The sequence below is a fragment of the Virgibacillus sp. LDC1 genome (assembly GCF_025792345.1).
Lineage (GTDB): Bacteria > Bacillota > Bacilli > Paenibacillales > Paenibacillaceae > Paenibacillus_AQ > Paenibacillus_AQ lautus.
Genome location: NZ_JAOXLZ010000010.1, coordinates 36,505 through 61,936 on the forward strand (window position 1 = coordinate 36,505; position 25,432 = coordinate 61,936).

Here is a 25,432-nt window from a genome sequence, read left to right on the forward strand (position 1 = left end):
CAGTGAAAAAGAAATATGCCATATGCGGTGTGAGCGGTCGTGCGCTCGGCATGTTCGCCAAACCGATTCTGACGACGCATGCACGGCGCTGCGACCTGGTTGCCATACTGGACTGCGATCCGGCCCGCTTCGAGCTGTACCGCTCCCGCTTCCCGGAGCATACGGCCGTCGGAACGTACGGTGAAGAGGAATTCGGGAAGATGATTGACGAGACTCGGCCGGATGTGGTCATCGTGGCGGGGCGCGACGATACGCATGCGCGTTATATTGTTGCCGCGCTTGAACGGGATCTGGATGTCATCACGGAAAAGCCGATGGTCACGACGGGTAAGGACGCTCGGCGCGTGTTGGATGCGGAGCGGGTGAGCAAAGGCTCGGTGACGGTCACGTTTAATTACCGCTATGCCCCGATTCACGCCAAAATCAAGGAAATGGTGTGGGAGGGCAAGCTCGGCCGGATTACATCCGTCGATCTCAACTGGTATTTGGACACGTATCACGGCTCCAGCTACTTCAAACGGTGGAACCGCCGGCGCGAGATGTCAGGAGGTCTCTCCATCCATAAGAGCACGCATCATTTCGACCTCGTGAACTGGTGGATCGGGCAAAAGCCGGTCGAAGCCTTCGCCTACGGGGCGCTCCATTATTACGGTGCCCAAGGGGAGCTGAATCCGGGCAAAGAAGACGGTCGCCATTGCGGAACCTGCCTCTCAGCCAGCCGCTGCGCCTATCATTCTCGCTGGAACGCACGTCATGTGCAGGACGATCATCTTGGCCAGCTGGATAGCGGGGGACAGCAATTTCCTTATACAGGCTACCGCCCGGACCGGTGTATTTTTGATGATGAGATCGATATTGAGGATACGTATGCGGCCACCGTCAAATACAGCGGAGGCGCACTGCTCAGTTATTCCGTCAACTTTTCGCTGCCATATGAAGGGTATCGCTTGGCGATCAACGGTACGAAAGGCCGGCTGGAGACGATCGAATATCATGCACCATCCCGAACCCCTTTTCCAACACCGATCCAGACGATCGACTACTTCCCGTTGTTCGGCTCCAAGGAAACCATCCATGTCGTCCATCGGGAAGGCGGCCATGGAGGAGGCGACCCGCTTCTGCTGAACGACCTGTTTCTCGGTGAGAACCGGGAAAGGCCGTTCCCGATTTTGTCCGGGGCTGTGGATGGCGCCTATTCCGTGGCAACGGGGGAAGCCGTGTGGCGTTCCGTGAAGGAACACCGTCCGGTGGCGATAGCGGATGTTCTGGGCGGGTGGAAGGAGAGTGAGCCTATTGAACGATAAAGGATACTTTGACCCGGCGGAAAGCCTGGCTTCCCAAACAGAGGGCAGTAACATCGAGCATGCGCTAACGGTCATTGCCCAGCGTTATATCGGTGAAAATCCGCCTCATGCCCCGGTTTACCGGGTGACGCGCAAGAGTCCGATCCGCAAGCGGGCCGACCACTGCTATCAACTCCCCATCGCGGATATGTTCCCCGAAATGACGGGGAGCCAGGTGGTTTACGCCTGGACGAAGCTGTGGGCTGCCGACCCGCAGAGCTTCCCCTTTCTGATGGAGTGGACGGGGCACGTTCGGCTTTACCATAACGGCCGGAAGCGGTTCGGTTCGGCGCCAGGGGAAGAAGCGACAGCAGGCGAATTGCCTCTGAAGCTTGGGATTCAGCTTACCAAGGGATGGAATCACTTCGTCCTGGAATTCCGCCGGAGCCCAAACGGCTGCGGAGCGGTATTTGGCACAAGCAACCGCAAGAACAAGCCGTTTCACTTTCTGGCTCCATCCATGGAGCGGGAGGGCGAGGAAGGATGGATTGTGACGGTGCCGCTGGACGGGGCGCTTGCCCGCATCCCCGATTCAATAGAAAGTGAATCATGGACGGGTGCACAGTGGCTGCCCGTGCCAGCAAAGCACGGTGGGGAAGCAGAGGGTGGCCCGATGTTGAGAATGTACGGGCGGAAGCCGGGGTATGCCGCTTACGCCTGGACTGCCGTGGTCAACCGGACCTTAACGGCCAAGAAGGTGACCTTGTCGGGAACCTCTTATGGTCCGGTTCGGTTTGAATGGAACGGCAGGGAGGTTTACACAAGTCGGGAGGCAGGCACATTCCGTATTGCCATCGATGTGCCTCCGGGCCGCGGGGAGCTTACCGCACGCAGCGAATGCATTCAAGAGGGCTGGGGATTCGAGGTCAGCGAAGCCTCGCCTGAAGGGATGCTGACCGCACCGCGCAGGGTGCACGGCCTGACCGGCGAGTGGCTTTATCTGGGTCCGATCCGTGCGGAAGCAGAACTTGAGCTGTCCGACTATTTCGGACTGGATACGGTTGCTGTTGACGGCGGACAGACGCTGTTCTGGACAGGAAGCGAACCGGGAGCCTGTGTGAGGCCGTTTTTGGAGAATGAGCTTTTCGGCCGCTGGAATTATCCGCTTGGTGTCACGCTGTACGGCTTGCTGGAGTCGGGTAGGCTGCTGAATCGCCCGGACATCCAGGAATATGTGCTCCGCCATGTCGAGTATGCAGCGGGGCATTACGAATATTCCTTATGGGACCGGGAGGAATTCGGTGCAGCAGGGCTGAACAATCAGCTGTCCGACATCGACAGTCTCGACGATTGCGGATCCTTCGGGGCGCTAGCCATTCTTGCAGACCGAATTCGATCCTTGAAAGGGGTGCGCAAGGCAGCGGACGACATCGCCCGGTACATCATGGATAAGCAATCACGTCTTGAGGATGGGGCGCTTTATCGCGAAGTCGGCGTTTCCCCGAGCATGCACCTTACGATGTGGTGCGACGATATGTACATGAGCGTACCGTTCCTGTGCCGATACGCCGAGCTGTCCGGCGATTCCCGCTATCTGGACGAGGCAGCACGCCAGCTTCTGCTGTATAAGTCCTACCTATACCTGCCCGACCTGCAGCTGATGTCGCATGTATACGATGTACGTCATGGTCAGCCTTCCCGGACGGTTTGGGGACGAGGCAACGGATGGGTGTTTTTCTCGCTGTCAGAGCTGCTTGCCGTGCTTCCGTTTGGCCATCCCGACTATGAGGAACTGCTGCTTTTTTATCGCGCGCTGGCGGAAGGGGACCTTCGTGTGCAGGGAGTAAACGGGTTATGGCACCAAGTGCTGACAGACCCTGAGTCCTATGAAGAAGCCTCGTGTACCGCAATGTTTATTTTCGGTATGGCGCGGGGGATTCGCCACGGCTGGCTGGAGGACCCGGATCCGTACTTGCAATCCGCCGCTGCGGGGTGGGAAGGTTTAACCAGCAGGGCCATCGACCGCCGGGGAAATGTGTATGGCGTGTGCAAGGGCAGCAGCTGGTCGACCTCGCATGCTTACTACAAGCACGATTTATCGTGGAACTTGAATGATACGCACGGAATCGGCATCGTGCTGTTGGCCGGAGTCGAGCTGCTCGGACTGATGCGGGCCAGCCCGATTGTAAACGCTTAAACTTGCGTGACGGCAGGAGCGGAACGTGAGCTATAATGGAACCATTCTGGTAGTAAAGCGGGGGTTGATATGTTCCTATCGATCGGCAAGTGGCTGAAATACACGCTGGCCCATACGCAAGCGCGGCTGGTGCTCATTTTGACCGTTTCCGTTTTTATGATCATTTTGGCCGTCAGCCTGACATCATATTACACCTCCAAATCGGTGCTTCAGGAAGAGCTCAGCGAGCCGCAGCACCAAATGCTGCAGATCAGTATGAAATATATCGACGATTTGATCCGGGAGAGCGACAAGATTGCGGTCCAAGTCGCGGTGAATGACTATATCTACGATTTTCTGACGAGCGAGAATCAGAACTCGGTGTCCAATATATCGACATTGTACCGACTGCTCTCAACCTGGATCGGCAATTCAAAATACATTAACAGCATATACGTATACGATGTCGAGCGGGGAAGCTTTATTTCGCTTCCGCAGGGATACAGCTCGAGCAAGCTCACATTTGTGGATTCCGAGTGGACCGGTATCGCTGATGAATTCGGAGACGACATGATGATGATCCGCAAAAGGCATGTCCCCGAGGGGGCGGGCAATAAAGGATCGGAGCTGACGCTGTTCCGCAAAATCATGATCCAGGGCCGATTAAGAGGCGTCGTGGCGGTCAATTTGCTGGATGCTGAACTGTTCGCAAAATTGAATCCGCCGGCGCTGTCCCAGTTGGACAGCATGCGGTACATCGTGGACCAGCATAATAACATTCTTTATTCGGTTTCGAATTCGGAATTCCAACCGGAAGCGGTGAGGCAGGCGCTGCACGAGCTGAAGGAAGACCACTTCGGCGATTTTTTCCATGAGGGACGGAAGCTGCTGGTCAATCAGATCGAATCGCCGCTGACCGGATGGAAATACGTATCCATCGTCTCCCAAGACAGTTTGCTTGCACAGTCCAAAAAGGTGCGAGACACGGTGCTGTATGTATCGGTGGCGGCCCTTGCGCTCGGCGTGCTGACCATTCTGTATGTAAACTCCGCGGCCTTCCGGCCGGTGCGCAGGCTTAAGCAGCTGTTCAGCGCCTACGACGGAAAGGCGACCAGCCCGGATCGCATCGATCTGGAAAAGCTGGCCGGCGAACTGCTCAGCAATCATGCGCATCTATCTCAGCTGATCCGCGAGACGATATCCGATGCGGCTTCCAAGTTTCTGTATGACATTCACTCGGGTCATATGAGCGGCAGACGTGAAATCCGCGAGAAGTGGAGACGGTATTTTGCGGAATGGACGGATGCGCCCGTCACGGTAGCGGTGCTGTCGATCGACCGCTATGATTCGTGGTCGCGCAGGTTTCCGGCCAGTGACCACTCGCTGCTGAAGTTTGCCCTGGCCAATATCATGGCAGAGCTGCATGAGCCCGAATGGAGGGTGGCCTGTGCCGATTTCGGAGCGGACCGGATGGCTATCCTGTTTCAACCGCGGAGCGGCGAAACTCGGCCTCCGCTGGCCGAGGCGATCGAAACGGTGTCCCGTTTGCTGAAATTCAGTGTGTCCGCCGGCGTGAGCATGCCGCAGAGTGAGGTTTGCCGGTTAAAGCAGTCCATGCTGGAAGCGGAGAACGCGTTAACCTACCGTTTATATAAAGGGTACGGTCAGCTCGTGCCGTTTCAGGATGTATCCAGTCACGAAGTGACGGATATGCAGCCGCAGGAAGATGGCGTACGAGAGTTGATGACTGCTGTGGAGACCGGTGAAGGGGAGCGGGCTATAGAGCTGCTTGGGCGTATTATTGGCGATATCCGCAGCCGTTACTGGTATCCTTCGGAGGGGCTTGCCTTGCTTCAGGCGCTGCTGGAACGTCTTAAAGGGATATGCCCAGAGGGCGAAGGTCCCGAGGGGGACCCGGCCGGTCGGCTGGGGACGCTGTACATTGAAGATATCGAGGCGGAGCTTTCCGGCCTGATTTCGGTCTTGGCCGACCGCTACCGCCGTTTAATCGGCAGCAAGGATTTCTTGATGTGCCAGCGGATGATCGAATTCATGGAGCAGCACCTCGGCGATCCGATCGGCATTCCGGAAATTGCAGAATCGACCGGCATCAGCAGCAGCTTGGCCAGCCAGCTGTTCAAGCAGGAGACAAACGAAACGATCTATAACTACTTAACCCGGCTGCGGATGGAGCGGGCTAGCGAGCTGCTGGTCAAAACCGACCGCAAAATATCCGATATCGCTCAAATGGTGGGCTACCAGCATGAAAACAGCTTCATTCGCAGCTTCCGCAAATTCAAGGATATCACCCCGGGCAAATACCGGGATATGATGAGAACCCGGATAGACGCCTTGTTTGAATGAAGGGGCCGGGAAGGGAGGAGCTATGGAGATGGAGAGAAAGCAGATTGTTTGGCGGCATAATCCTGAATTCGACAGGCTGGATCCACTTTCGCCACTGTCGGTAGGCAACGGGGAATTCGCGTTTACCGCCGATATTACCGGGCTGCAGACATTTCCTGAACAATACGAGGTGCCGCTTGGCACCCAGTCGAACTGGGGCTGGCATTTTACAGGGGGGCGCGGAAGGTTCTCCGCAAAGGATGCAGCGTTGCAGATGTTCGAGACCCACGGCCGGCAGGTCGGCTATCCGATGAAGCCGGGGGATAAGCCGGAAGCTTACCAATGGCTGCGGCAAAATCCCCACCGTCTTCAGCTAGGCCGGCTGTCGTTCCGATTTCTGGACGAAGCGGGAGAAGAGCTCGGTTACAGCGATGCAGGCCAATTCCGTCAAAAGCTCGATCTGTGGACGGGCATTCTATCGAGCAAGTTCGAAATTCGGGGCGTGCCGATTGAAGTGATGACGGCATGCCACCCCGAAGCCGATATTTTGGGCGTGCGGGTGATCTCGCCCCTTATCCGGGAAGGGAGGCTTCAGGTATTCATCCGCTTCCCCGCACCGGATATGACTCATTCGGCTTGGGCAAAATCGGTGTTTCCCGATTGGGAAAGCGATCATCGACATGATACCGTTCTCGTTCGGCAGGAGAAAGGAACGGCCTTGATGGAGCGGACGCTGGATGAGGAGCGTTATGCGGTTCGCTGGCATTGGAATATTGGCCGGTTGGAACAAACGGAAACACACGAATTTACGCTGTATCCCGGCGAGTCTTCGGATGAACCCCCGAATGAATCACGGGAGGAGCTGACGTTTTCCGTCGGCTTTGCGGCCGGGTCGCCCGGTGTGGCTGACTTTGAAGCTATCGTTTCGGCCAGCGCCCGGCATTGGGAATCGTTTTGGCAGAGCGGCGGTGCAGTCAGCTTCGCAGGCAGCTCCGATCCGCGAGCTTTTGAGCTGGAGCGCCGCGTCGTCTTGTCGCAATGGTTATGCGCCATTCACAGCGGGGGCTCGATGCCCCCCCAGGAGACCGGTCTTATGTACAACAGCTGGTTTGGCAAATCGCATTTGGAGATGCATTGGTGGCATGCCGCCCATTTCGCGCTGTGGGGCCGGGCCCCCATATTGCGGAGAAGCATGGACTGGTATAACGGTATACTGCCGGTCGCCCGCGAACTGGCGCTATCGCAGGGATACGAGGGAGCGCGCTGGCCGAAAATGGTCGGTTTCGACGGCATTCCGTGCCCCTCGCCGGTCGCTCCGGGCTTGATCTGGCAGCAGCCGCACCCGATCGCCATGGCGGAGCTGTGCTACAAGGCCGACCCGGCACAAGAAACGCTGCGCCGGTTCCGTGACATCGTCTTTGAATCGGCTGACTTTATGGTTTCCTATGCCCACTGGAATGAGTCTAAAGATGCCTTCGATCTCGGACCGCCGCTCATTCCGGCGCAAGAATGCCATCCGATGAACGCTAGCGCGAACCCGCCTTACGAGCTGGAGTATTGGAAATATGGCCTGGATATCGCTATAAAGTGGGCTGATCGATTGGGTGTCCAGCCGAATCCGCGCTGGGTTGAGGTGGCGAGTCATCTGGCAACGCCGCCCCGGCTGGACGGCGTTTACCTGGCGCATGAGTTGGCGCCGGATACGTTTACGGAGAAGAACCATGACCATCCGTCCATGCTCTGCGCATTAGGCGTGCTTCCCGGCAAGCTTGTCGACCGGGAAACCATGCGGCGTACATTGTGGAAGGTCAAGGACGATTGGAAATGGGAATCGGCCTGGGGATGGGATTTTCCCGTATGCGCCATGACCGCTGCTCGGCTCGGCGAGCAAGATCTGGCTGTCGATTTTCTGTTAATGGATGAAATGAAAAACACGTATTTGCCGAACGGGCATAACTATCAGCGACCAGGTCTGACCGCTTATTTGCCGGGTAACGGCGGACTGCTGACGGCGGTGGCCATGATGGCCTGCGGCTGGGAAGGAGAAGAGGATGTGTGCTGTCCGGGATTTCCGGCAAGCGGCTGGATGGTGCAGTGGGAGGGGCTGAAGCCGTGGCTTTAGATTCGGATTCGGCTTGTACAACTAGCGGACAGGAGGGCTGAATATGGCCAAGGGAACGGTGTGGAAGCCGGAACGTAAGCAGTATCGCGACCGATTGACCGGAGTCGAAGTGGTGCAGCTGACCGACTATAAGGCTCATAGTCATCATCTATATTTTACGGAGACCGGATGGTATGACGGCGGCAAGCGGCTGTTGTTCGTATCGGATAGGCAAAACAGTTCGAACTTGTACAGCATGGATGTCAACAGCGGTGAAATGCTCCAGCTGACGGATTACCCGGACAATGATGATGTGGATGCCTGTCTGTTACCGGATGGCCGGGCCGCCTTCGTCAAAACGGGTCGGAGCGTACGCCGCCTCGATCTGGCAACATTGGAGGAAGAGCTTGTCTACGAAGCCCCGGAGGGGTACAACATCGGCAACCTGAGCTGTCCTGCCGATGGTCGTTCGGTCGTCACCTGCATACAGGAGGATCTGTCCCATCGCATGCAGCTAGACCTCGGCAATGGCTATGTCGGCCATAGGGAGTTGATGGAGGCTGCTCCTCACAGCCGGATCGTGCGGATCGATTCGGAAGGGCAGACGCAGCCGGAAACCCTGTATGAAGCCCATCGCTTTATAACCCATATAAATGCATCACCCGTCGAACCATGGTTGATCACCTTTTGCCACGAAGGGCCGTGGCATTTGGTCGATCACCGGATATGGGGACTGGATCTTCGGAACGGAGAGGCCTGGAGAATTCGCCAGCGCCTTGAACCCGGAGAAAAGGTCGGCCATGAATTTTTTTATCCTGACGGCGTTACCATCGGTTACCATGGCTTCCGTACGGATGGAACCAATTTCTTCGGAAATATCCGGTATGACAATACGGCCATGGAAGAGACGGATTTCGGGTTTGATACGTGGCATGCGTATGCGGATGGCCTCGGTCAGGCCGTTGTCGACGGCAAAGGGTCGGTCAAAACGCTCTCCGTATGGCGTAAAGACGCCAAAGGAGTCTATCAAGGGCCGAGGATGCTGTGCGAGCTCCGATGCAGTTTTCATTCCCAGAAGGTGCATGCGCATCCGCGTTTTGATCCGGACGGTAAACGACTCTTGTTTACAAGCGATAAAAATGGTTATGGCAATCTGTATCTGGTCGACATGCCGGAAGATTTCGATTCGCTGCCGCTGCAATCGGTCTAAAGCGAAGGAGAGGGGAGGGGTCAACCGTGGCTGAAGCAACGGTCCTGGAACGAATACCGGTCCGGGTGGCAGAAACGATCTTGTCCGCTTGCGTGGACGGATACCATCCGAATATAGCCAACAAATGGGGCTACGTGGCCGGCATGGCTTTGAGTGCACTGGGCCGCCTGGCCGAATGGACGGGCGAGAAGCGCTTCAATGAAGCAGTCAAGCGCCATATGGACGTCTTCATACAAGAAGACGGGACGATAGCAGGCTATACACTGGAGGACTATAACCTCGATCACATCAATAAAGGCAAGAATCTGCTGCCCTTGTGGCGCACGACGGGAGAAGAGAAATACCGCAGGGCTGCCGAGCTGCTGGCATCTCAGCTGGTTGGACAGCCGCGGACAGACGAAGGCGGATTTTGGCATAAGAAAATCTATCCGTTTCAGATGTGGCTGGACGGCCTCTATATGTCGTCACCGTTTATGGCGGAGTACGCAGAAACGTTTGATGCGCCGGAATGGTTCGACGAAGCGGCCCGTCAGCTGCTGCTCATCGAGCGGCGCACGCGGAATCCGCAGACGGGCCTGCTGCATCATGCTTATGATGAGAGCCGGGATCAGCGCTGGTGTGACAAGGAAACGGGCCGCTCGCGCCATGTATGGGGGCGGGCTATGGGCTGGTATGCGATGGCCCTAGTGGACTCACTGGAGCATTTCCCCGTAAGGCATCCGCAGCGAGGCCAGCTGATGGGCATTTTCGAACGAACGGCCAATGCGCTCGTACGCGTCCAGGATCAAGACAGCGGGCTGTGGTATCAGGTGATGGACTGCAACGGACGGCAGGGCAATTATTTGGAGGCTTCGGGCTCCTGCATGTTGACCTATGCCTTGGCCAAAGGCATTCGGCTTCATTATTTGGCCGAGATCGACATCGGGGTGGTCGAACGTGCCTATGACGGCATCAAGAAACGTTTTCTCACCGTCGATGCCGAAGGACTGCACCTTCACGGCATATGCCACGGCGCCGGATTGGGCGGGCGGAAATACCGTGACGGATCGTACGAGTATTATTTGAGTGAAAAGGTAGTCAGTGACTCGCTCATGGGCGTCGCACCGCTCCTGCTGGCCAGCATCGAAATGGAGAGGCTGCAGGCGGGAGACGGGGGCGGGCATCGAGGATGAGTCAAGAGAACCTGTTGACCATGAGGTATCCCGCATCTTGGTGGCGTAATATGTGGCGTGAGGGGTTACCCTCAGGCAATGGAATGGTCGGGGCCTCGGTATTCGGGGGCGTGCAGGAAGAGACGGTGCTGCTGAATCATGAGGGGTTGTGGCATTGGGGTCGGAAGGATCCGCTGCCGGACGTGAGCATGACGCTTGCCGAAACGCGCAGGCTGATGGATGAAGGACACTATGCGGAGGGCAGCTGGAACTTGGCGAACGCTTTACGGGAGCGGGGATACGGGACGAGGCTGGCCTCCCGCTTCCCGCTCGCGGCGATTAAGCTGTTCATGCCCTGTACACGGGCGTTCCGCCATTACCGAAGAACCCTCAATATGGAGACCGGTGAGGTTTCGGTTGGCTGGACGGACGGTTCGATCCGATACGTAAGGCGGTTGTTCGTCTCCCGTGCAGATAGGGCCATCGTTTACGAGATTGGCTCCGAGGGATGTGCTAACCAAGAAATAAAACCAGAAGGCAGGAAAGGGATCGGTAAGCATATCGAGGTTCAAGCCGGGACGAGTCACTGTATTTCGGGAGAGATTGGACTGGCGCTCTACCCGAGCGACCGATTGGGGGATACGCCGGAATTCAAGGAACTGGCCGAATCCGTGGTCACTTCGGCGAAAGGGACATTTATCCGGTACGCCGGCCGCAATGATGACGGTACAGATTTCGGGGCCGTGCTGCGGCTTATTTGTGAAGGCGGAAGTTTACAGTCAACCAAGGAAGGAACGATGTTAAGTTTTGTTAAGGCCCGACGGGCGCTGGCACTGGTGAAAGTATTTATCCGTGGCAAGCGTGAACAGGAATGGGAGCAGCTTGAGCGTGAGCTCAGTGATTTCCCTGAAAATTGCGAATATGACCTGCTTCTCAAGCGCCACGCCGAGCTTCATGGTCCATTGTTCCATTCCGCATCCCTGGAGCTGAACGTGACCAGCGGGGACGTGCGTTCGAACGAGGAACTGCTGCTGGAGGCCTACGAGGGCGAGGCGCCCGATTCGCTTGTTCGTAAAATGTGGGCTTATGGAAGGTATTTGTTTATTAGCGGGACGGCGGCCGAATCGGGGCCGTTCGGACTATATGGCCTGTGGGGCGGAGACTACCGGCTTGTCTGGTGCCACCATATGGCGAATGAGAATATTCAAATGATGTATTGGCACGCGCATGTTGGAGGCTTGGGAGAACTAGTACCCCCTTTGTTCCGCTACTACGGGAGCCTAATGGACGATTTCCGCGGCAATGCCCGCAACTTGTATGGTTGTCGCGGAATCTACATCCCGGCTGGCACTACGCCAGGGATCGGAACGCCGAATCAAATCGTACCCGTCATTCTAAACTGGACGGGAGCGGCCGGGTGGCTGGCCCGGCATTATTATGAGCATTTTTTGTATACGGGCGATATCCGGTTTTTACGGGAGGAGGCGCTGCCGTTCATGCGTGAAGCTCTTCAATTCTACGAGGACTTCGCAGTCGTTGGTGAGGACGGCACCTACCGTCTGTATCCTTCGGTTTCGCCGGAGAACACGCCGCTCAATTTCATGCCGGAGGACGGAAGGCAGCTGGCTCACCCGATGCCGACAACCGTCAATGCCACGATGGATATTGCAATTATGAAAGAACTGCTTGCCCATCTGATCCAAGCGAATCGGCTAGTCGGAGGCCCAGGTTCGGAGGAAGAACGGTGGAAGCGAATGCTGGAACGCATTCCGCCTTACCGGACGAATAGGGACGGAGCCGTTGCGGAATGGCTGGATCCCGCGTTTGAGGACCGATACGATCACCGTCATCTCTCCCATATCTATCCCTTGTTCCCGGGTGATGAAGTGACTCGGGAATCAGCACCAGAGTTGTACGTCGCTTTTGAGAAGGCGGTGCGTCTGCGCCGACTCGGAGCCCAAAGCGGTTGGTCACTTGCCCATATGGCTTCCATATACGCGCGGCTGGGGGCAGGCGATCGTGCGCTGGAGTGTCTTGATACATTGGCGCAATCATGTCTGCTGCCGAATCTGTTTACCCTCCATAATGATTGGAGGGGGATGGGGATATGCATGGATATGCCGGCAGCGCCGATACAGCTCGATGCAAACATGGGATGGGTGAATGCCGTACAGGAGATGCTGCTGCAGGTGTCGCCGGATATGGTGAAACTCCTGCCAGGGTTGCCGGAGCGCTGGCGTAGTGGCCGACTCTCAGGCTGGAGATACCATACCGGTCGGATCACCGTGGAATGGGACCGGGATGCCGGTATGTTCCACGCCAAGCTTGAGGCTGAACGGGAGACGGACATCCTCGTTTCCCTGCCGCCTTGGGCAGGGGAATGTTCCATGTCCGGCCAGGGAGCCTCCGTCCAGCCATCAACGCTAGGGCCCCTTTTTCATGCGGTCCGTCTGCGCCCGGGGTCACAGCTGCTGATCGATTGCAGCCCGCAAGTCGAAGCAGACGTAAGCGGACCTCGAAACTGAAATTGGCCGAAGACCATTTCATTGCAAAAAAACACCTCAACCATGGGCATGAGCCGTTGGTTGAGGTGCTTCTGTTTTATATCTGGGCTTGACAAGGGATCATGTACCCCCGCTGCCCACCTTCATTACGGCTGCAGGGTGATACCGAATGCCGAGCCTGGGGCACCGGCAAATACGACAGCCCCATTGGCAGGGAGCTTCACTTCATTACTGCCGCTGACGATGCTGTAGTTCACAACGGCACCTTTTTCGTCATACACGGCGAATGCGCCTTGTGCCGGCAGGGAGACGGTCATCGTTTTGCCTGCAGCTTGTTTAGGGACGGTGTACCATTTGGCATAGCCATCGGCTTGCAGGGTGACGGTTGATTTTTTTCCTTTATAAAGCGGCTTAACGTCCTTACCGCTCACAAACAGGGATCCTGCCCCTTCCAGATACTCTACGCCCTTTTCCTTATAGAAACGGAATTCGGACGTATCCCGGCTGCCGATCGCGGGAACCTGATGCTGGCTTACTGCGGTATCCGGGTCGATGATCTTCTTGTCGATCAGATATCCTTCCAGACCGCTCTTGCTGTTAATCTCGACCGTCGGTTTCGTGATGAAGTACATCAGCGATGTGAATTTCTCGTTCAATGGATAGAACGTTTCGCCTTCCCGCTTGGCCCATGCGGCAGCGGTCTCCTTGGACAGCGGGTTCGCTTCCATTTTTTCGGCCGAATATTGCGATAAAGCCATCTGTCCCAGTCCAGGAATCGAAACATATTGTCTTACCCATAAGTAGATACGGTCATTCTTTTCTTTGACAAAGCTGACCTTCGTACTGCCATCCGCGCTGACAAATGTTCCATCCGCGGTGTATACATATTTCTCCGCAGGATACTCCGGAATCATGGGTACGGTAATGGACAGTTCGCCGTCCTTGATGTCGACTTTCATCTGTTGATTCGTCACGCCATAGTAACCGGCAAATTTCGTGATGTCGCTTGGCATATCAGCCTTCACCGGTTTGCCGAATGATTTTTCCGGCTTGAATTCCTTGATGGTGCCTTTCTCCTTGAGCGCTTGCAGCAGAATGTCGTTGGCCAACAATTGGTTGGTTGAGCTGGAACCTCCGGAAGATAATACAGCGGCAGCCATATTCTGCTCAGGAAGAACTACGAGCGAAGCGTGATACAGGATCGTGTCTCCGCCTTTAGTTACGGCCTTCATGTCATATTGGTTGAACGGGAACAGTCTCACGCTGTCCCAGCCGAGTCCGTAATCGAACGAGTTATCGGCGTCTTCGGGCCACAGACCTTTTTTATATTCTTCCTGCTCCATGGCTTTAACGGATTTGTCGGAAAGAATGCCTTCGGCTTCCCCGGTGAAGATCTGCGCGAACTGCACCAGGTCTTCAGCCGTAGAATAGATGCCGCCGGTTCCGATTACATTGATCGTCTCGTTAGGAAGCTGTCCTTGGTGAGTAGGATAGTACAGACCTGCCATTTGGCTTAATTCCAACGTATCTTGGGATGTCTTCGTGTGGTCCAAATCTAACGGCTCGGTAAAATATTGATGAATGAATGCGGTAAAATCCTTGCCGCTCACTTTCTCTACCAGTATTTCAGCTAGCGTGAACCCATCATTACAATAAACGGAGAATGCACCCGGGTCTGCCTTCAGATTCTGGGTGGACAGCTGCTTCAGCAGCGTGTCATGTGCATGAGGGTCATTATCCTCGAACAAAAATGCATTGTTCAGGCTTGAGCCTTGCAGTCCGGAGGAATGGTTGAGCAGCATGCGCGGCGTGATTTTTTTGTAACGTTCGTCTTTCATCGTGAATTCGGGTATGTACTGAACCAGAGGCGTATCCAGATTGATTTTCCCCTCATCCACCATTTTCATTACCGCAGCGGCGGTGAACACTTTACTCGTGGAGCCGATGCCATACATCGTATCTTCGGTCAGCGGGATCTTTCCTTCGGCATCATTGACGCCCGCTTGCCCGGACACGGTAATCTTGCCGTTGTCGATCAGGGCATATTGGACGCTTGTCGTTCCATACGTCCCGGTGAGCAGCTTGGCTTTCTCTGCAGCGGTTTTCTCAAGGCTTCCTCCAGCGGCAGCTTGGCTGTTATCTGCTGCCATTACCCCAGCTGGAAGAACCAGTGTGACTGCGAGAAGGGTTACGAGCATACGTGATAGTCTTTTCTTCAATGAATAAATACCTCCTTATTATGAATGTACTATTAGTACGATTTACCAGCTGGAATGGTTCAATCTTTTTTCATATTTCTGTGAAATGATGATGGATACGTATGGGAAGATAGCGATAATTCCTTGTCGCAGCGGGGATCGAGGGGCAGGGAAATAACAAGTGAGGGAAAGCGAAAAGTGAAAAAAACAGGCATCCCATTCATAGCCGTGAAGCCATTAGGGGAATGCCTGTTTTTTTAACTAAGTACGATAAGCAGCGCCGAGGTGGTTCCGACGAAACAGCCGGCCAAACAATCCGAAGGATAGTGAAAGCCCAGATAGATGCGTGACAGGCTGACCGTAAGGGCCAGCAGGATCAAGAGCAACGACAGCCAAGGCGTTATGAACAGAAACGGCGTGATAATGGAAAAGATGGCCGTCGAGTGACCGGAAGGAAACGAATGGTCCTTCATCGGTTTTTGTTCGAACCGTACCTTTTCCAGTGCCAGATAGGGCCTGATGCGCCGCATCTTCCTTTTGATGAGGGCCGTAATCAGGAAGCTGAGGGAAAGCGCCAAAAAGCTCTGCCACCCCATCGCATCCCACGGCTCAGGTGCAAAAAACGCTATCGAAAGTGTCAGCACAATGGTAAAGATAGCACCCCCCATATGGGTGACCAGCGCGAGCATCGAATCCACCGTTTTGTTGCTGATCTTGCGGTTTAACCAGCGGAAGATAAGGTGGTCATGTTGCTGAAGCCAATCCATCGAACGAGTAATCATTGTGAACAGAACACCTCACATTATAATTTTGTAAGCTGTCAGCCCAAAGTTCAATCAGGCTGAGGATATATGCTTGTAAGGGCCGAGATTCAAAGTGTAGACAAGAGGCTTACATACGACAGTATACAGGAGAATTGTTAAGCGTGGGTATGAATGACATGTATTTTTTCATAATTTGATCTTTCTTTCTCACACATGAGTTGAGGGCTAACCGTTTGAGCGTGTTGGAAGCACGCCTCACAAGATTATGGTTTCCAAGGGATGATGACTTCATGTTCCCATGTTCTCGGAGCCCGGAATCCGATATAATGAAAGCATCTAACTATGCCTAAGGAGGAGAAGCATGAAATTTCGCGTTTCTGCCGTGCAATATCATCTGCACACCATTCAATCCTTTGACGATTTTGCCCGTCAGTCGGAGCATTATATCCGGGCGGCGGAGGAATTTGAAGCCGATTTTGTGCTGTTTCCGGAATTTTTCACGACCCAGCTGATGTCCATCGGGGATGATCAGGGCAAGGCGTTGACGATCAATGATCTTCCGGATTTCACAGACCGTTACCGCGAGCTGTTTCAAGGCTTTGCGAAGCAATATAACATGCATATCATTGGCGGTACGCACGTCATTCGCCGGGAAGGGAAGCTGTACAATGTCGCGCATCTGTTCTATCCGGACGGCCGCATTGCGGAGCAGGCCAAGATTCATATCACGCCTTCGGAGATTAGCGGATGGAATATGGGAGCAGGCGAAGGGCTCGAAGTGTTCGAGACGGAAAAAGGCACCATTGCGATGCTGACCTGTTATGACATTGAATTCCCTGAGATCGTGCGCATGGCCAAGGCTAAAGGGGCCGACGTCATTTTCTGTCCATCCTGTACGGATGATCGTCACGGATTCCACCGCGTTCGTTACACCAGCCATGCCCGCGCCATTGAGAATCAAATCTATGTGGTGCTGACAGGTACCGTTGGCTCGCTGCCAACCGTGGATCTGATGCGTGCCAACTTCGGACAGGCGGCCATCATTACCCCGAACGATATCCCGTTTCCTCCGCAGGGCCTGCTGGCCGAGGGAGAGCTCAACAACGACATGATCATTACAGCCGATCTCAATCTGGATTTATTGTACCAAGTGCGGGAGAAAGGATCCGTCACGACATGGCGCGATCGCCGCACGGATTTGTATCCGGATTGGAAATAAGCCGTTTATCATCACTTGAGGAAAATAGGACAAAGGCGGTGCAGAGGAAATGGCCCGGTTTCATCAACAGTTTTATGTATTTGACGACACCCGGCCGGTGCCGGTTGTCATACGAAGCTACACGGAAGCGGATTTTGACGAGCTGATCGTCATTCAATCCGAGACGTTCCCTCCCCCGTATCCGCCGGAGCAATTGTGGAACAAGGAGCAGCTGAAGCAGCATGTCACCTTGTTCCCTGAGGGTGCTCTGTGCGTTGAAGTGAGCGGGATGCTCGCCGGGTCGATCACCTCGCTCATTGTGGATTACGATCCCCGAGAGCCTGCCCACTCCTGGGCGGGTACCACGGATAACGGGTATATCCGGACGCACAAGCCGGACGGGAATACGCTATACATTGCCGACATTTGCGTCAGGCCGCGCTTTCGTAAGCTCGGACTCGGCAAATGGCTGATCCAGTCGCTGTACCATGTGACGGTGAATCGGGGACTGGACCGACTGCTTGGCGGCGGACGGATGCCCGGCTATCATCGGCATGCCCATGAAATGTCGGCTGCGGAATATCTGGACGCTGTGATCCGGGGTGACCTCAAGGATCCGGTGATTACTTTCCTGCTGCGTTGCGGCCGGACGCCCGTTGGGGTGGCAGCGGAGTATTTGGAGGATGAGGATTCCTGCAATTATGGGGCTCTAATGGAATGGAAGAATCCGTTCAGTGGGTGAAGTAGTTTTGCGTGAATGATAATGAATTGGCTTCATATATAAAGTGGATTTTTTGATTACATATATAAGGAGGCTTTTATTTAATGGAATATATCCGTATTACCAGCATCGACGATCCCTTGTTCCGCAAAATGCACAATCTGATGAAGGAAGTGTTCCCTCCGGAAGAGGTGCTGGAATTCAGTCTATGGAAAGAACCATTGGAGGATCCGGGTATTCGGGTGTTTGTTGCCCTGCATGAGGATGAAGTGGTGGGTACGACGGAATACCGCTATTACGAGGATTGGAACGTCGCGATGACCGATTTCACCATTATTGGCCGCGAAGGGCTTGGCATCGGCCGATTTCTGGCACAGCATCGCTTGAAGGATCTGAATCAACTGGCGGCAGCGAACGGCAAGGAGCTGTTCGGCATGTTCGCCGAGATCTACGATCCATATCGGGTACAGGACTATGCATTCGGCGGGGTAAAGCCGATGGATCCGTTCGTTCGCCGCGAGGTGCTGTCGCATCTTGGCTACAAACGCACGGATATCGCCTACGTGCATCCATCCTGGAATAATGATGGCGAAGCCGTGAGCGGGCTCGACTTCTGCTTCATGCCGGGCGATGATGCTGTCAATGAATTGCCTGCAGAGCTGATCGTGAGCTTCCTGAAACGATACTATTCGGTACTGCCTGAGAAGCCGCAGGCCTGGAACGACATGGTCGCCAAGCTGGAAGCGCGGGAGAAGGTATCTCTGCTGCCGTTGTAATCTATAGTGTGGATCATGCCTGATTCGTTATGGATCAGGCATATTTTTTTCTGGTTATGCCTATAGCATGTGCTAATTTGGTATTCTATTCGTAGAATGATGGTAACCCCCTTATATTCAGACATGGAGCGTGCAGAGCCATGATCCAGCAGCCCATTTTGGCAAGGAAATCACAGGTGTAGGTTATAGTGAGTGGCAAATTAATGGGCCGTGAAATACGAAGATTGAGGATGCGGTTGTTCTTTCGTGTAAGCACGTGGATCAACTTTTTCTTCACATTTGCTAAAATCCTCATTTGAATTGCAAGGCTATACTGGATATAGTAATACAATAGGTAAGGAAAAGAGGAACGTATATGAACGACCGAAAACAAGTGAGCATCCGTCTTCAAAGCCTTCACGAAGGGGAGAATACGATACAGGAGCTTCCGGCAGAGGCGTTTATCAAAGGGAATGTCCTGTATGTTCGCTATACAGAACCAGCGCTTGGACCGCATCAAGGGGAAACCCGGGCGATGCTCAAGCTGACGGAGGACGAGCTAAAGCTGATCCGTCACGGCGAGGTGGAGTCCGAGCAGGCATTTAAGCTGGGTCAGCGATTGCCGGGGTATTACCGCTCCCCGTTCACTTCATTTAATCTGTCTACGCACACCCAGCGTCTGGAGCTAGCGCTTGAAGGCGTGTCCGGACGAGCGGCTTGGGCGTATGATTTATATGTGTTTGACGAGTTTTCGGGACACTTTTCGATCAGTTTGACTATTCAGGAGGCACATGAATCATGACAATGAATCCATTAGATCACATTAACGGGCTGGTTGCTGAAGCGGTGGCGGACGCTGCCGTAGCTGCAGGGCTGGTTTCCCGTGAGGAACTGCCGGGCATTACGCTGGAAGTTCCCAAGGATAAGTCGCATGGCGACTTGGCTACGAACGTAGCGATGCAGTTGACACGAATCGCCAAGAAGAACCCGCGGCAAATTGCGGAGGCTATCTTGGAGCATTTGGACATGGCGAAAGCTTCCATTGAAAAGGCGGAAATAGCCGGGCCTGGATTCATTAACTTTACCTTGGACAAGGGGTATCTCTATCCGATCGTTGCATTGGTAGAAGAACAGGGCGACAACTACGGACGGATTGCTGCGGGTAAGGGGCAAAAGGTTCAGATGGAGTTTGTCAGCGCTAACCCCACCGGAAGTCTGCATCTGGGACATGCCCGCGGAGCGGCGGTAGGCGATGCCCTCTGCAATGTGCTTGATTTTGCAGGCTACGAAGTTACGCGCGAATACTACATCAATGATGCGGGCAACCAAGTGGTCAACCTGATTAAATCCCTCGAGGCCCGTTACTTGCAGGAGCTCGGACAGGATGCCGAAATGCCGGAAGATGGATACCATGGCGAAGATATCAAAGGGTTTGCCAAAGAGCTTGTAGCCGAGAAGGGCGACTCTTTGCTATCCATGGATCCAGGCGAGAGATCGGCATTCCTTCGTCAGTTCGGACTTGAGAAGGAACTGGATAAAATCAAACGCGATTTGAATCGATTCCGCGTTCATTTTGACGAATGGTTTAGTGAGACATCCCTGTATGAGAACGGACTCGTGGAGAAATCCCTGGAAGAGCTGAAATCGAAGGGCGAAGCTTATGAGAAGGATGGGGCAACCTGGCTTCGCACAACCGACTATGGGGATGACAAAGACCGCGTCCTCGTGAAGAATGACGGAACCTATACTTACCTGACGCCGGATATTGCGTACCACCGTAATAAATACGAGCGCGGCTATGACAAGATCCTTAATATTTGGGGAGCCGATCACCATGGCTATATTCCGCGGATGAGGGCTGCCATGGAGGCGCTCGGCAATGATCCGGACAAACTGATTGTATTGATCGCCCAGATGGTCAGCTTATTCCAGGATGGCGAGAAAGTGAAGATGTCCAAGCGTACCGGTAAAGCGGTCACGATGGAAGATCTGATGGATGAAGTCGGCGTGGACGCGATTCGCTATTTCTTCACCATGCGCAGTATGGATTCGCATCTGGATTTCGATATGGATCTGGCGGTGTCTACGTCCAATGAGAATCCTGTCTTCTATGTGCAGTATGCTCACGCACGTATATGCAGCGTATTCCGCCAAGCTGAGGAGCAGGGTGTTAACCTCCTGCCGCTTTCCGAAGTGAACCTGAGCGTTCTTACAACCGAGCATGAATACGACATTTTGCGCAAAATAGGAGAGCTTCCGCAGGAAGTGTCGCTTGCCGCAGAGAACTATGCTCCGCACCGACTCATCCGGTATGTATATGAGCTGGCTTCCTTGTTCCACAGCTACTATCGAGCCGAACGCGTGATCACCGAGGATGCGGATCAAACGCAGGCTCGCCTTGCTTTGCTTCGAGCAGTTCGCACGGTCATCGCTAACGTGCTTCGCCTGATGGGCGTATCGGCTCCGGAACGGATGTAAGGGATTTTGCCTTTTACTATGTGACAACAGCCGTCTTTCCGTGGAAAGGCGGCTGTTTTTAATTGATAAACGGACTTTCTTTTATTATTGATGAAGAATCAGTTTATAATTTCATGCCCTCGCGCAAAAATTTCAAGGCATTTACCTCTCCATCGGAGACGCTGTATCCTTTTTTGAGCTTAAGGGGAGAGGAGGTGCGTCGCAGCAGGGCCTTAATGGTAGCCGTTTTTTTTAGGTCGGGCTTTTGTGCAAGCAGTAGGGCGATCGCTCCGCTAACGTGTGAAGTCGCCATGGAGGTGCCGCTCATCTCGTGGTATTTTCCTTGCAGCCACGCGGACACGATTTTATCTCCAGGTGCATAAATATCGACAAATTGCCCGCGATTGCTAAAGGCAGGGATTTTCCGGTTGCGGTCGGTAGCTCCGACGGATATGGTTTGAGGATAACGGGCAGGATAGTCCGCGGTACGGCGTTTGCCGTCGTTACCGGAGGAGGCAACAATAATGACACCTGCTTGGTGGGCCTTGCCTACTATATCCAGCAGCGTGCGACTTCGGGTTTGCATACCGAAACTCATATTGATGATATCGATCTCGGACCGCACGCACCAGTCGATGGCTAGAATGATATCCGACACAAAGGCGGATCCGTTGTGATCAAAGGCTTTGACTGGATACACCACAGATCTTGGAGCAACGCCAATCATTCCCTGCGTGCTGTTGGCAGCAGCGATGGTACCCGAAATATGTGTTCCGTGTCCGTTGTCATCATATGGCGGGATGTTCCGGTGGACAAGGTTAACACCTCGAGTCAGCGAATACTTCAGATCGGGGTGAGCGAAATCCACCCCCGTGTCGATAACGGCAATCTTCATGCGGTGTCCTGTCGAGACCGACCAGGCTTGAGGGGCTTTGATTTGCTTGATACCCCATGGGATCCCGGTTAACGTTCCAATTGTCCCCTGTATGGCATGGATATGAACCTGTTCATCCTCTTCAACCATCAGTTCATTCCGAAACTCCGACTCAAACTTCGCGGTTTGGGGAGCTGGAGCGATGATGGTGCGGGTAAGCGGCGAATAGCTGACCGAACTCGGAAATCGCCTTTTCCCGACAAGTCGATTCCATTCGCGGATACATTCCTGGTACAGCTGAGGGTCATGAAACGTAAGGAGCCGCCGGTTCATTTCCCGGACGTTCCGCATAGGGTTCGTCTCTGTAAGTAGTGATTGCATGATCCGGGTGTAATCCATGTGTGGCAATCTCCCTTCCCGATGAACCGTTGCTTCAGTATTGTATGAACCGGGGAGAGTGCCCGAATGGGATGTTGCCCTTTTTCCGGGAAATAGGCCCTGTTTACCGTGTCAAAGCAGCAGGGCTAACATAAGATACATGGAGAGAACATCAAGGTTCTCTTATCTAATCCCGTAAGGAGTCGATCCTTGGGGCGGATACAGTCAGAAGACGGAGAGGAATCCTCTCCGTCTTTTTCCTTTTGGTATCTGATGGGTAATGGTGCATAAAAACTTGATTTTTATTTCCAAATAGGTTTTACTTAGTTTTGATAATGGATATGTTGAGGGTATAACGTGAAGATTGTGTGAGAGGAAGTGTGCGTTAGTGAGTAATCCGCTCAATTTAAAGATCGATCCGGAGAAGATTCAGGAAATCCCCATGGTTGACCTGGCTTTTATGGTTCTGAAAGCGGCGAATACGCCGTATTATTACCGTGACCTTATGAATGAGGTGGCCAAGCTTCGCGGCTTTACGGAACAGGAAATTAACGAAACGATTGCCCAGTTATATACCGAGATCAATATAGACGGACGTTTCGCATGTGTAGGAACGAATCTGTGGGGACTGAAGCGCTGGTATCCGCTGGAGAAGTCCGAGGATCCGATTGCGAACGCCAAGCGTCCGCGGATCATCAACGATGAAGATGATGATGACGATGATTTCACCGATGAAGAGGATACTTATAGCGGTGACGATGCCGAGGAGGATTTCGACAGCATCGATGAGGAAGATGATGATCACGACGATCTCTTCCCGGATGATGATGATGCCGACGATGATGTAGATGAAGAGGTTGTTCTGGATGATGACGAATTGGATGACGAGGATTCGGAATCCGAAGAGGAAGACGATCTGGAAGATGAAGCATTTGAGGAAGACGATAAGGATTAATCCGTCAGGCAGCAGGGGCTTTAGGACTTGTCTACGCTGATTATGACTGTGTTTTACAGTGTCAGGCCATTGGGGAATTTTGAGGTTGCTTCTTCTCTTGACAAGCAGACAAGGCACAGAGTAAACTATTGCTTGGGCTTATGATTGTGGATTAAATATGTTTAATATAAAAGTGCCCCGTTATTTATTCGGGGTCACTTTTTTTGTTTTTAAGGCTCAGAAAGTGTAAACGACGCTAGCTTCTGGACCTAATAATGCAAGAGAAACTACCTTATCACAAGTGGTCTGCTTCTGGAAGTTTGTCGATAGACATTTTTTCTTTGGGCTGTGGAGGCATCCTTCCTGTAGGGACTGGACTTTCATGGTCTCTTGCAGTGATTATTCCGCCGGTGGGGGAGATCTTCTGTTTAAACCTTATGTCGACTAAGACTCAGGTTTGCAGTTGTTTAAGATGAGGTATGGGAACCGCTCGTTTGGATGCCTCATAACGTATGCCGTGTTTAGCAGCTCGGTATGAGGATCATTTAAGCGTCAATATATGCGGTTTGTAATAGGTCGGAGGTCAGCTCGCTCACCATTTTTGGAAGCGAGCGATGCTTTTTGTTGGTCCCTCTGATGAATCAGGGGAAAACGGGTTAGGATAAACATCATATGTCGCCTGAAGTTATGGAGATTATATAGGAGGGTTTTTAACAGTGACAAAGTATATTTTTGTAACAGGCGGGGTCGTGTCATCTCTTGGTAAGGGAATTACCGCCGCTTCGCTCGGTAGATTGCTTAAGAACAGAGGGCTCAAGGTAACGATTCAGAAATTCGATCCGTACATTAATATAGATCCGGGCACCATGAGTCCTTACCAGCATGGCGAAGTATTCGTTACGGATGACGGTGCGGAAACCGACCTGGACCTGGGACACTATGAGCGCTTCATCGATATTAACCTGTCGAAGAACAGCAATGTGACAACAGGGAAAGTATACTCTTCTGTTATCAGCAAGGAACGTCGGGGCGAATATTTAGGCGGTACCGTGCAGGTGATCCCTCATATTACGAACGAAATCAAGGAGCGCGTGTTCCGTGCAGGCCGTGAAGCGGGATCGGATGTGGTCATTACCGAAATCGGCGGTACGGTTGGCGATATCGAAAGTCTTCCTTTCCTTGAGGCGATCCGTCAGATTAAGAGCGACGTTGGCCGTGAGAACGTGATGTATATTCATGTAACCCTCATTCCATATATTAAGGCAGCCGGTGAAGTGAAAACAAAGCCGACCCAGCACAGTGTAAAAGAACTCCGCAGTATTGGCATTCAGCCGAATGTTATCGTGTGCCGTACGGAGCATGAGCTTTCAACCGAGATGAAAGCAAAAATCGCGCTCTTCTGCGACATCGACCCGAATGCGGTTGTAGAATGTCGCGATGCCTCCTCGCTGTATGAGGTACCGCTGAATCTGCGTGAAGAAGGCCTTGATGAAATTGTTGTCAATCATTTGAAATTGACCACACCTGCGCCTGATATGAGCGAGTGGGAAGATCTGGTGGAGCGTGTATCCAAGCTGGAGAAGACCGTTGAGATTGCGATCGTCGGTAAGTATGTCGCACTGCACGATGCCTACCTCAGTGTTGTTGAATCCTTGTCTCATGCAGGCTTTGATGCTAATGCCGACGTGAAGATCCGCTGGGTGAATGCCGAAGAAATTACGGCAGACAATGTGGAAGAGGCGTTGAGTGGCATTGGCGGTATTCTTGTACCGGGTGGATTTGGTGATCGGGGTATCGAAGGCAAGATCAGCGCGATCCGCTATGCTCGCGAACGCAACATTCCATTCTTCGGCATTTGCCTTGGGATGCAAGTGTCCGTTATTGAATATGCCCGTTCGATTGTCGGTCTGAACGGCGCGAACAGCTCGGAGATCGATCCGGCTACCGAATATCCAGTCATCGATCTGCTGCCGGAGCAAAAGGATATTGAGGATCTTGGCGGAACCATGCGCCTGGGTCTGTATCCATGCAAGCTGGTTCCAGGATCGCTTGCCGAGTCCTGCTACCAGGACGAGCTGGTATATGAAAGACATCGCCACCGGTATGAGTTTAACAACCAATACCGCGAAGATATTGAAAAAGCAGGCCTGCGTATATCCGGTACTTCTCCGGATGGACGTCTGGTTGAAATTGTAGAGCTGCCAGGACACCCTTGGTTCCTCGCCGTGCAATTCCATCCGGAATTCACTTCCCGTCCGAACCGTCCGCAGCCGCTGTTCCGTGAATTTGTAAAAGCCTCGATCCAGCATCAGGCATAATGAGAAGAGCCTCTTTTGAAGAGGCTCTTTTTTTGCGTATAAATCCGTCGTCCTCACTACGGACGGG

17 protein-coding genes are annotated in these 25,432 nt (G+C 53.5%); 14 read left to right on the top strand and 3 right to left on the bottom strand.

Annotated elements, in window-relative coordinates; genetic code table 11:
• The first annotated feature begins 2 nt into the window (after positions 1 to 2).
• The 7 genes from OHJ21_RS32380 (at position 3) to OHJ21_RS32410 (ending at position 12,789) form a co-directional block, all read left to right on the top strand.
• On the top strand, positions 3 to 1,304 hold the full coding sequence (locus tag OHJ21_RS32380) for a Gfo/Idh/MocA family protein (protein ID WP_394059674.1): 1,302 nt from the start codon (positions 3 to 5) through the stop codon (positions 1,302 to 1,304).
• Positions 1,285 to 3,480, top strand: coding sequence for a glycoside hydrolase family 88/105 protein (locus OHJ21_RS32385; RefSeq protein WP_394059673.1), 2,196 nt, complete (start codon positions 1,285 to 1,287; stop codon positions 3,478 to 3,480). Before OHJ21_RS32380 ends, OHJ21_RS32385 begins: the two co-directional genes overlap by 20 nt.
• Before the next feature lie 69 nt (positions 3,481 to 3,549).
• The gene (locus OHJ21_RS32390; RefSeq protein WP_394059672.1) at positions 3,550 to 5,823 is read left to right on the top strand and encodes a helix-turn-helix domain-containing protein; all 2,274 of its coding nucleotides are present in this window, start codon (positions 3,550 to 3,552) and stop codon (positions 5,821 to 5,823) included.
• 22 nt (positions 5,824 to 5,845) lie between these two features.
• The gene (locus OHJ21_RS32395) at positions 5,846 to 7,924 is read left to right on the top strand and encodes a glycoside hydrolase family 65 (protein ID WP_394059671.1); all 2,079 of its coding nucleotides are present in this window, start codon (positions 5,846 to 5,848) and stop codon (positions 7,922 to 7,924) included.
• Between the two features lie 43 nt (positions 7,925 to 7,967).
• Positions 7,968 to 9,113, top strand: a complete 1,146-nt coding sequence (locus tag OHJ21_RS32400; protein WP_326115659.1) for an oligogalacturonate lyase family protein — start codon at positions 7,968 to 7,970, stop codon at positions 9,111 to 9,113.
• A gap of 26 nt (positions 9,114 to 9,139) precedes the next feature.
• Positions 9,140 to 10,285: a glycoside hydrolase family 88/105 protein gene (locus OHJ21_RS32405; protein WP_394059670.1), complete on the top strand. Its 1,146-nt coding sequence runs from the start codon at positions 9,140 to 9,142 to the stop codon at positions 10,283 to 10,285.
• A complete protein-coding gene (locus OHJ21_RS32410) occupies positions 10,282 to 12,789 on the top strand; it encodes a glycosyl hydrolase family 95 catalytic domain-containing protein (RefSeq protein WP_394059669.1) in 2,508 nt (835 codons plus the stop codon). The genes OHJ21_RS32405 and OHJ21_RS32410 overlap by 4 nt, the downstream gene beginning before the upstream one ends.
• Before the next feature lie 125 nt (positions 12,790 to 12,914).
• Here the strand turns inward: OHJ21_RS32410 and OHJ21_RS32415 are convergent, their stop codons facing one another.
• Together OHJ21_RS32415 and OHJ21_RS32420 are read right to left on the bottom strand one after the other, a co-directional pair.
• Positions 12,915 to 14,987, bottom strand: a complete 2,073-nt coding sequence (locus OHJ21_RS32415; RefSeq protein ID WP_394059668.1) for a serine hydrolase domain-containing protein — start codon at positions 14,985 to 14,987, stop codon at positions 12,915 to 12,917.
• 236 nt (positions 14,988 to 15,223) lie between these two features.
• Positions 15,224 to 15,748 carry a phosphatase PAP2 family protein gene (locus OHJ21_RS32420; RefSeq protein ID WP_326115665.1) on the bottom strand — a complete coding sequence of 175 codons (525 nt, stop codon included), beginning with the start codon at positions 15,746 to 15,748 and terminating at the stop codon, positions 15,224 to 15,226.
• A 343-nt stretch (positions 15,749 to 16,091) separates the two neighbouring features.
• Between OHJ21_RS32420 and OHJ21_RS32425 the strand changes: the two genes are divergently transcribed.
• The 5 genes from OHJ21_RS32425 to argS all read left to right on the top strand — a co-directional run bounded on the left by OHJ21_RS32425 (position 16,092) and on the right by argS (position 20,882).
• Complete coding sequence (locus tag OHJ21_RS32425) at positions 16,092 to 16,949, top strand: carbon-nitrogen hydrolase family protein (protein ID WP_326118197.1); 858 nt, start codon at positions 16,092 to 16,094, stop codon at positions 16,947 to 16,949.
• Between the two features lie 49 nt (positions 16,950 to 16,998).
• Complete coding sequence (locus OHJ21_RS32430; RefSeq protein ID WP_394059667.1) at positions 16,999 to 17,670, top strand: GNAT family N-acetyltransferase; 672 nt, start codon at positions 16,999 to 17,001, stop codon at positions 17,668 to 17,670.
• Between the two features lie 83 nt (positions 17,671 to 17,753).
• Complete coding sequence (locus OHJ21_RS32435; protein WP_326115668.1) at positions 17,754 to 18,425, top strand: GNAT family N-acetyltransferase; 672 nt, start codon at positions 17,754 to 17,756, stop codon at positions 18,423 to 18,425.
• Between the two features lie 355 nt (positions 18,426 to 18,780).
• The gene (locus tag OHJ21_RS32440) at positions 18,781 to 19,206 is read left to right on the top strand and encodes a YwiB family protein (RefSeq protein ID WP_071221146.1); all 426 of its coding nucleotides are present in this window, start codon (positions 18,781 to 18,783) and stop codon (positions 19,204 to 19,206) included.
• Positions 19,203 to 20,882, top strand: coding sequence for an arginine--tRNA ligase (argS, locus tag OHJ21_RS32445; RefSeq protein ID WP_486022363.1), 1,680 nt, complete (start codon positions 19,203 to 19,205; stop codon positions 20,880 to 20,882). The genes OHJ21_RS32440 and argS overlap by 4 nt, the downstream gene beginning before the upstream one ends.
• A gap of 103 nt (positions 20,883 to 20,985) precedes the next feature.
• Here argS and OHJ21_RS32450 read toward each other — a convergent pair whose 3' ends face one another.
• Positions 20,986 to 22,134 (bottom strand): S8 family peptidase, encoded by a 1,149-nt coding sequence (locus tag OHJ21_RS32450; RefSeq protein WP_100541586.1) that lies wholly within the window; start codon positions 22,132 to 22,134, stop codon positions 20,986 to 20,988.
• A gap of 367 nt (positions 22,135 to 22,501) precedes the next feature.
• On the opposite strand from OHJ21_RS32450, the gene rpoE reads away from it, so the two are divergent.
• Positions 22,502 to 23,068 (top strand): DNA-directed RNA polymerase subunit delta, encoded by a 567-nt coding sequence (gene rpoE, locus OHJ21_RS32455; RefSeq protein ID WP_100541585.1) that lies wholly within the window; start codon positions 22,502 to 22,504, stop codon positions 23,066 to 23,068.
• 695 nt (positions 23,069 to 23,763) lie between these two features.
• Positions 23,764 to 25,365, top strand: a complete 1,602-nt coding sequence (gene pyrG / locus OHJ21_RS32460) for a CTP synthase (RefSeq protein WP_071221150.1) — start codon at positions 23,764 to 23,766, stop codon at positions 25,363 to 25,365.
• Positions 25,366 to 25,432 lie beyond the last annotated feature (67 nt).

What these genes read in the sequence shown, in the direction of transcription:
- OHJ21_RS32390 (WP_394059672.1), top strand. Translation starts at nt 3,550, where the DNA reads ATGTTCCTATCGATCGGCAAGTGGCTGAAATACACGCTGGCCCATACG.
- OHJ21_RS32395 (WP_394059671.1), top strand. Translation starts at nt 5,846, where the DNA reads ATGGAGATGGAGAGAAAGCAGATTGTTTGGCGGCATAATCCTGAATTC.
- OHJ21_RS32400 (WP_326115659.1), top strand. Translation starts at nt 7,968, where the DNA reads ATGGCCAAGGGAACGGTGTGGAAGCCGGAACGTAAGCAGTATCGCGAC.
- OHJ21_RS32410 (WP_394059669.1), top strand. Translation starts at nt 10,282, where the DNA reads ATGAGTCAAGAGAACCTGTTGACCATGAGGTATCCCGCATCTTGGTGG.
- OHJ21_RS32420 (WP_326115665.1), bottom strand. Translation starts at nt 15,748, where the DNA reads ATGATTACTCGTTCGATGGATTGGCTTCAGCAACATGACCACCTTATC.
- OHJ21_RS32425 (WP_326118197.1), top strand. Translation starts at nt 16,092, where the DNA reads ATGAAATTTCGCGTTTCTGCCGTGCAATATCATCTGCACACCATTCAA.
- OHJ21_RS32430 (WP_394059667.1), top strand. Translation starts at nt 16,999, where the DNA reads ATGGCCCGGTTTCATCAACAGTTTTATGTATTTGACGACACCCGGCCG.
- OHJ21_RS32435 (WP_326115668.1), top strand. Translation starts at nt 17,754, where the DNA reads ATGGAATATATCCGTATTACCAGCATCGACGATCCCTTGTTCCGCAAA.
- OHJ21_RS32440 (WP_071221146.1), top strand. Translation starts at nt 18,781, where the DNA reads ATGAACGACCGAAAACAAGTGAGCATCCGTCTTCAAAGCCTTCACGAA.
- argS (WP_486022363.1), top strand. Translation starts at nt 19,203, where the DNA reads ATGACAATGAATCCATTAGATCACATTAACGGGCTGGTTGCTGAAGCG.
- OHJ21_RS32450 (WP_100541586.1), bottom strand. Translation starts at nt 22,134, where the DNA reads ATGGATTACACCCGGATCATGCAATCACTACTTACAGAGACGAACCCT.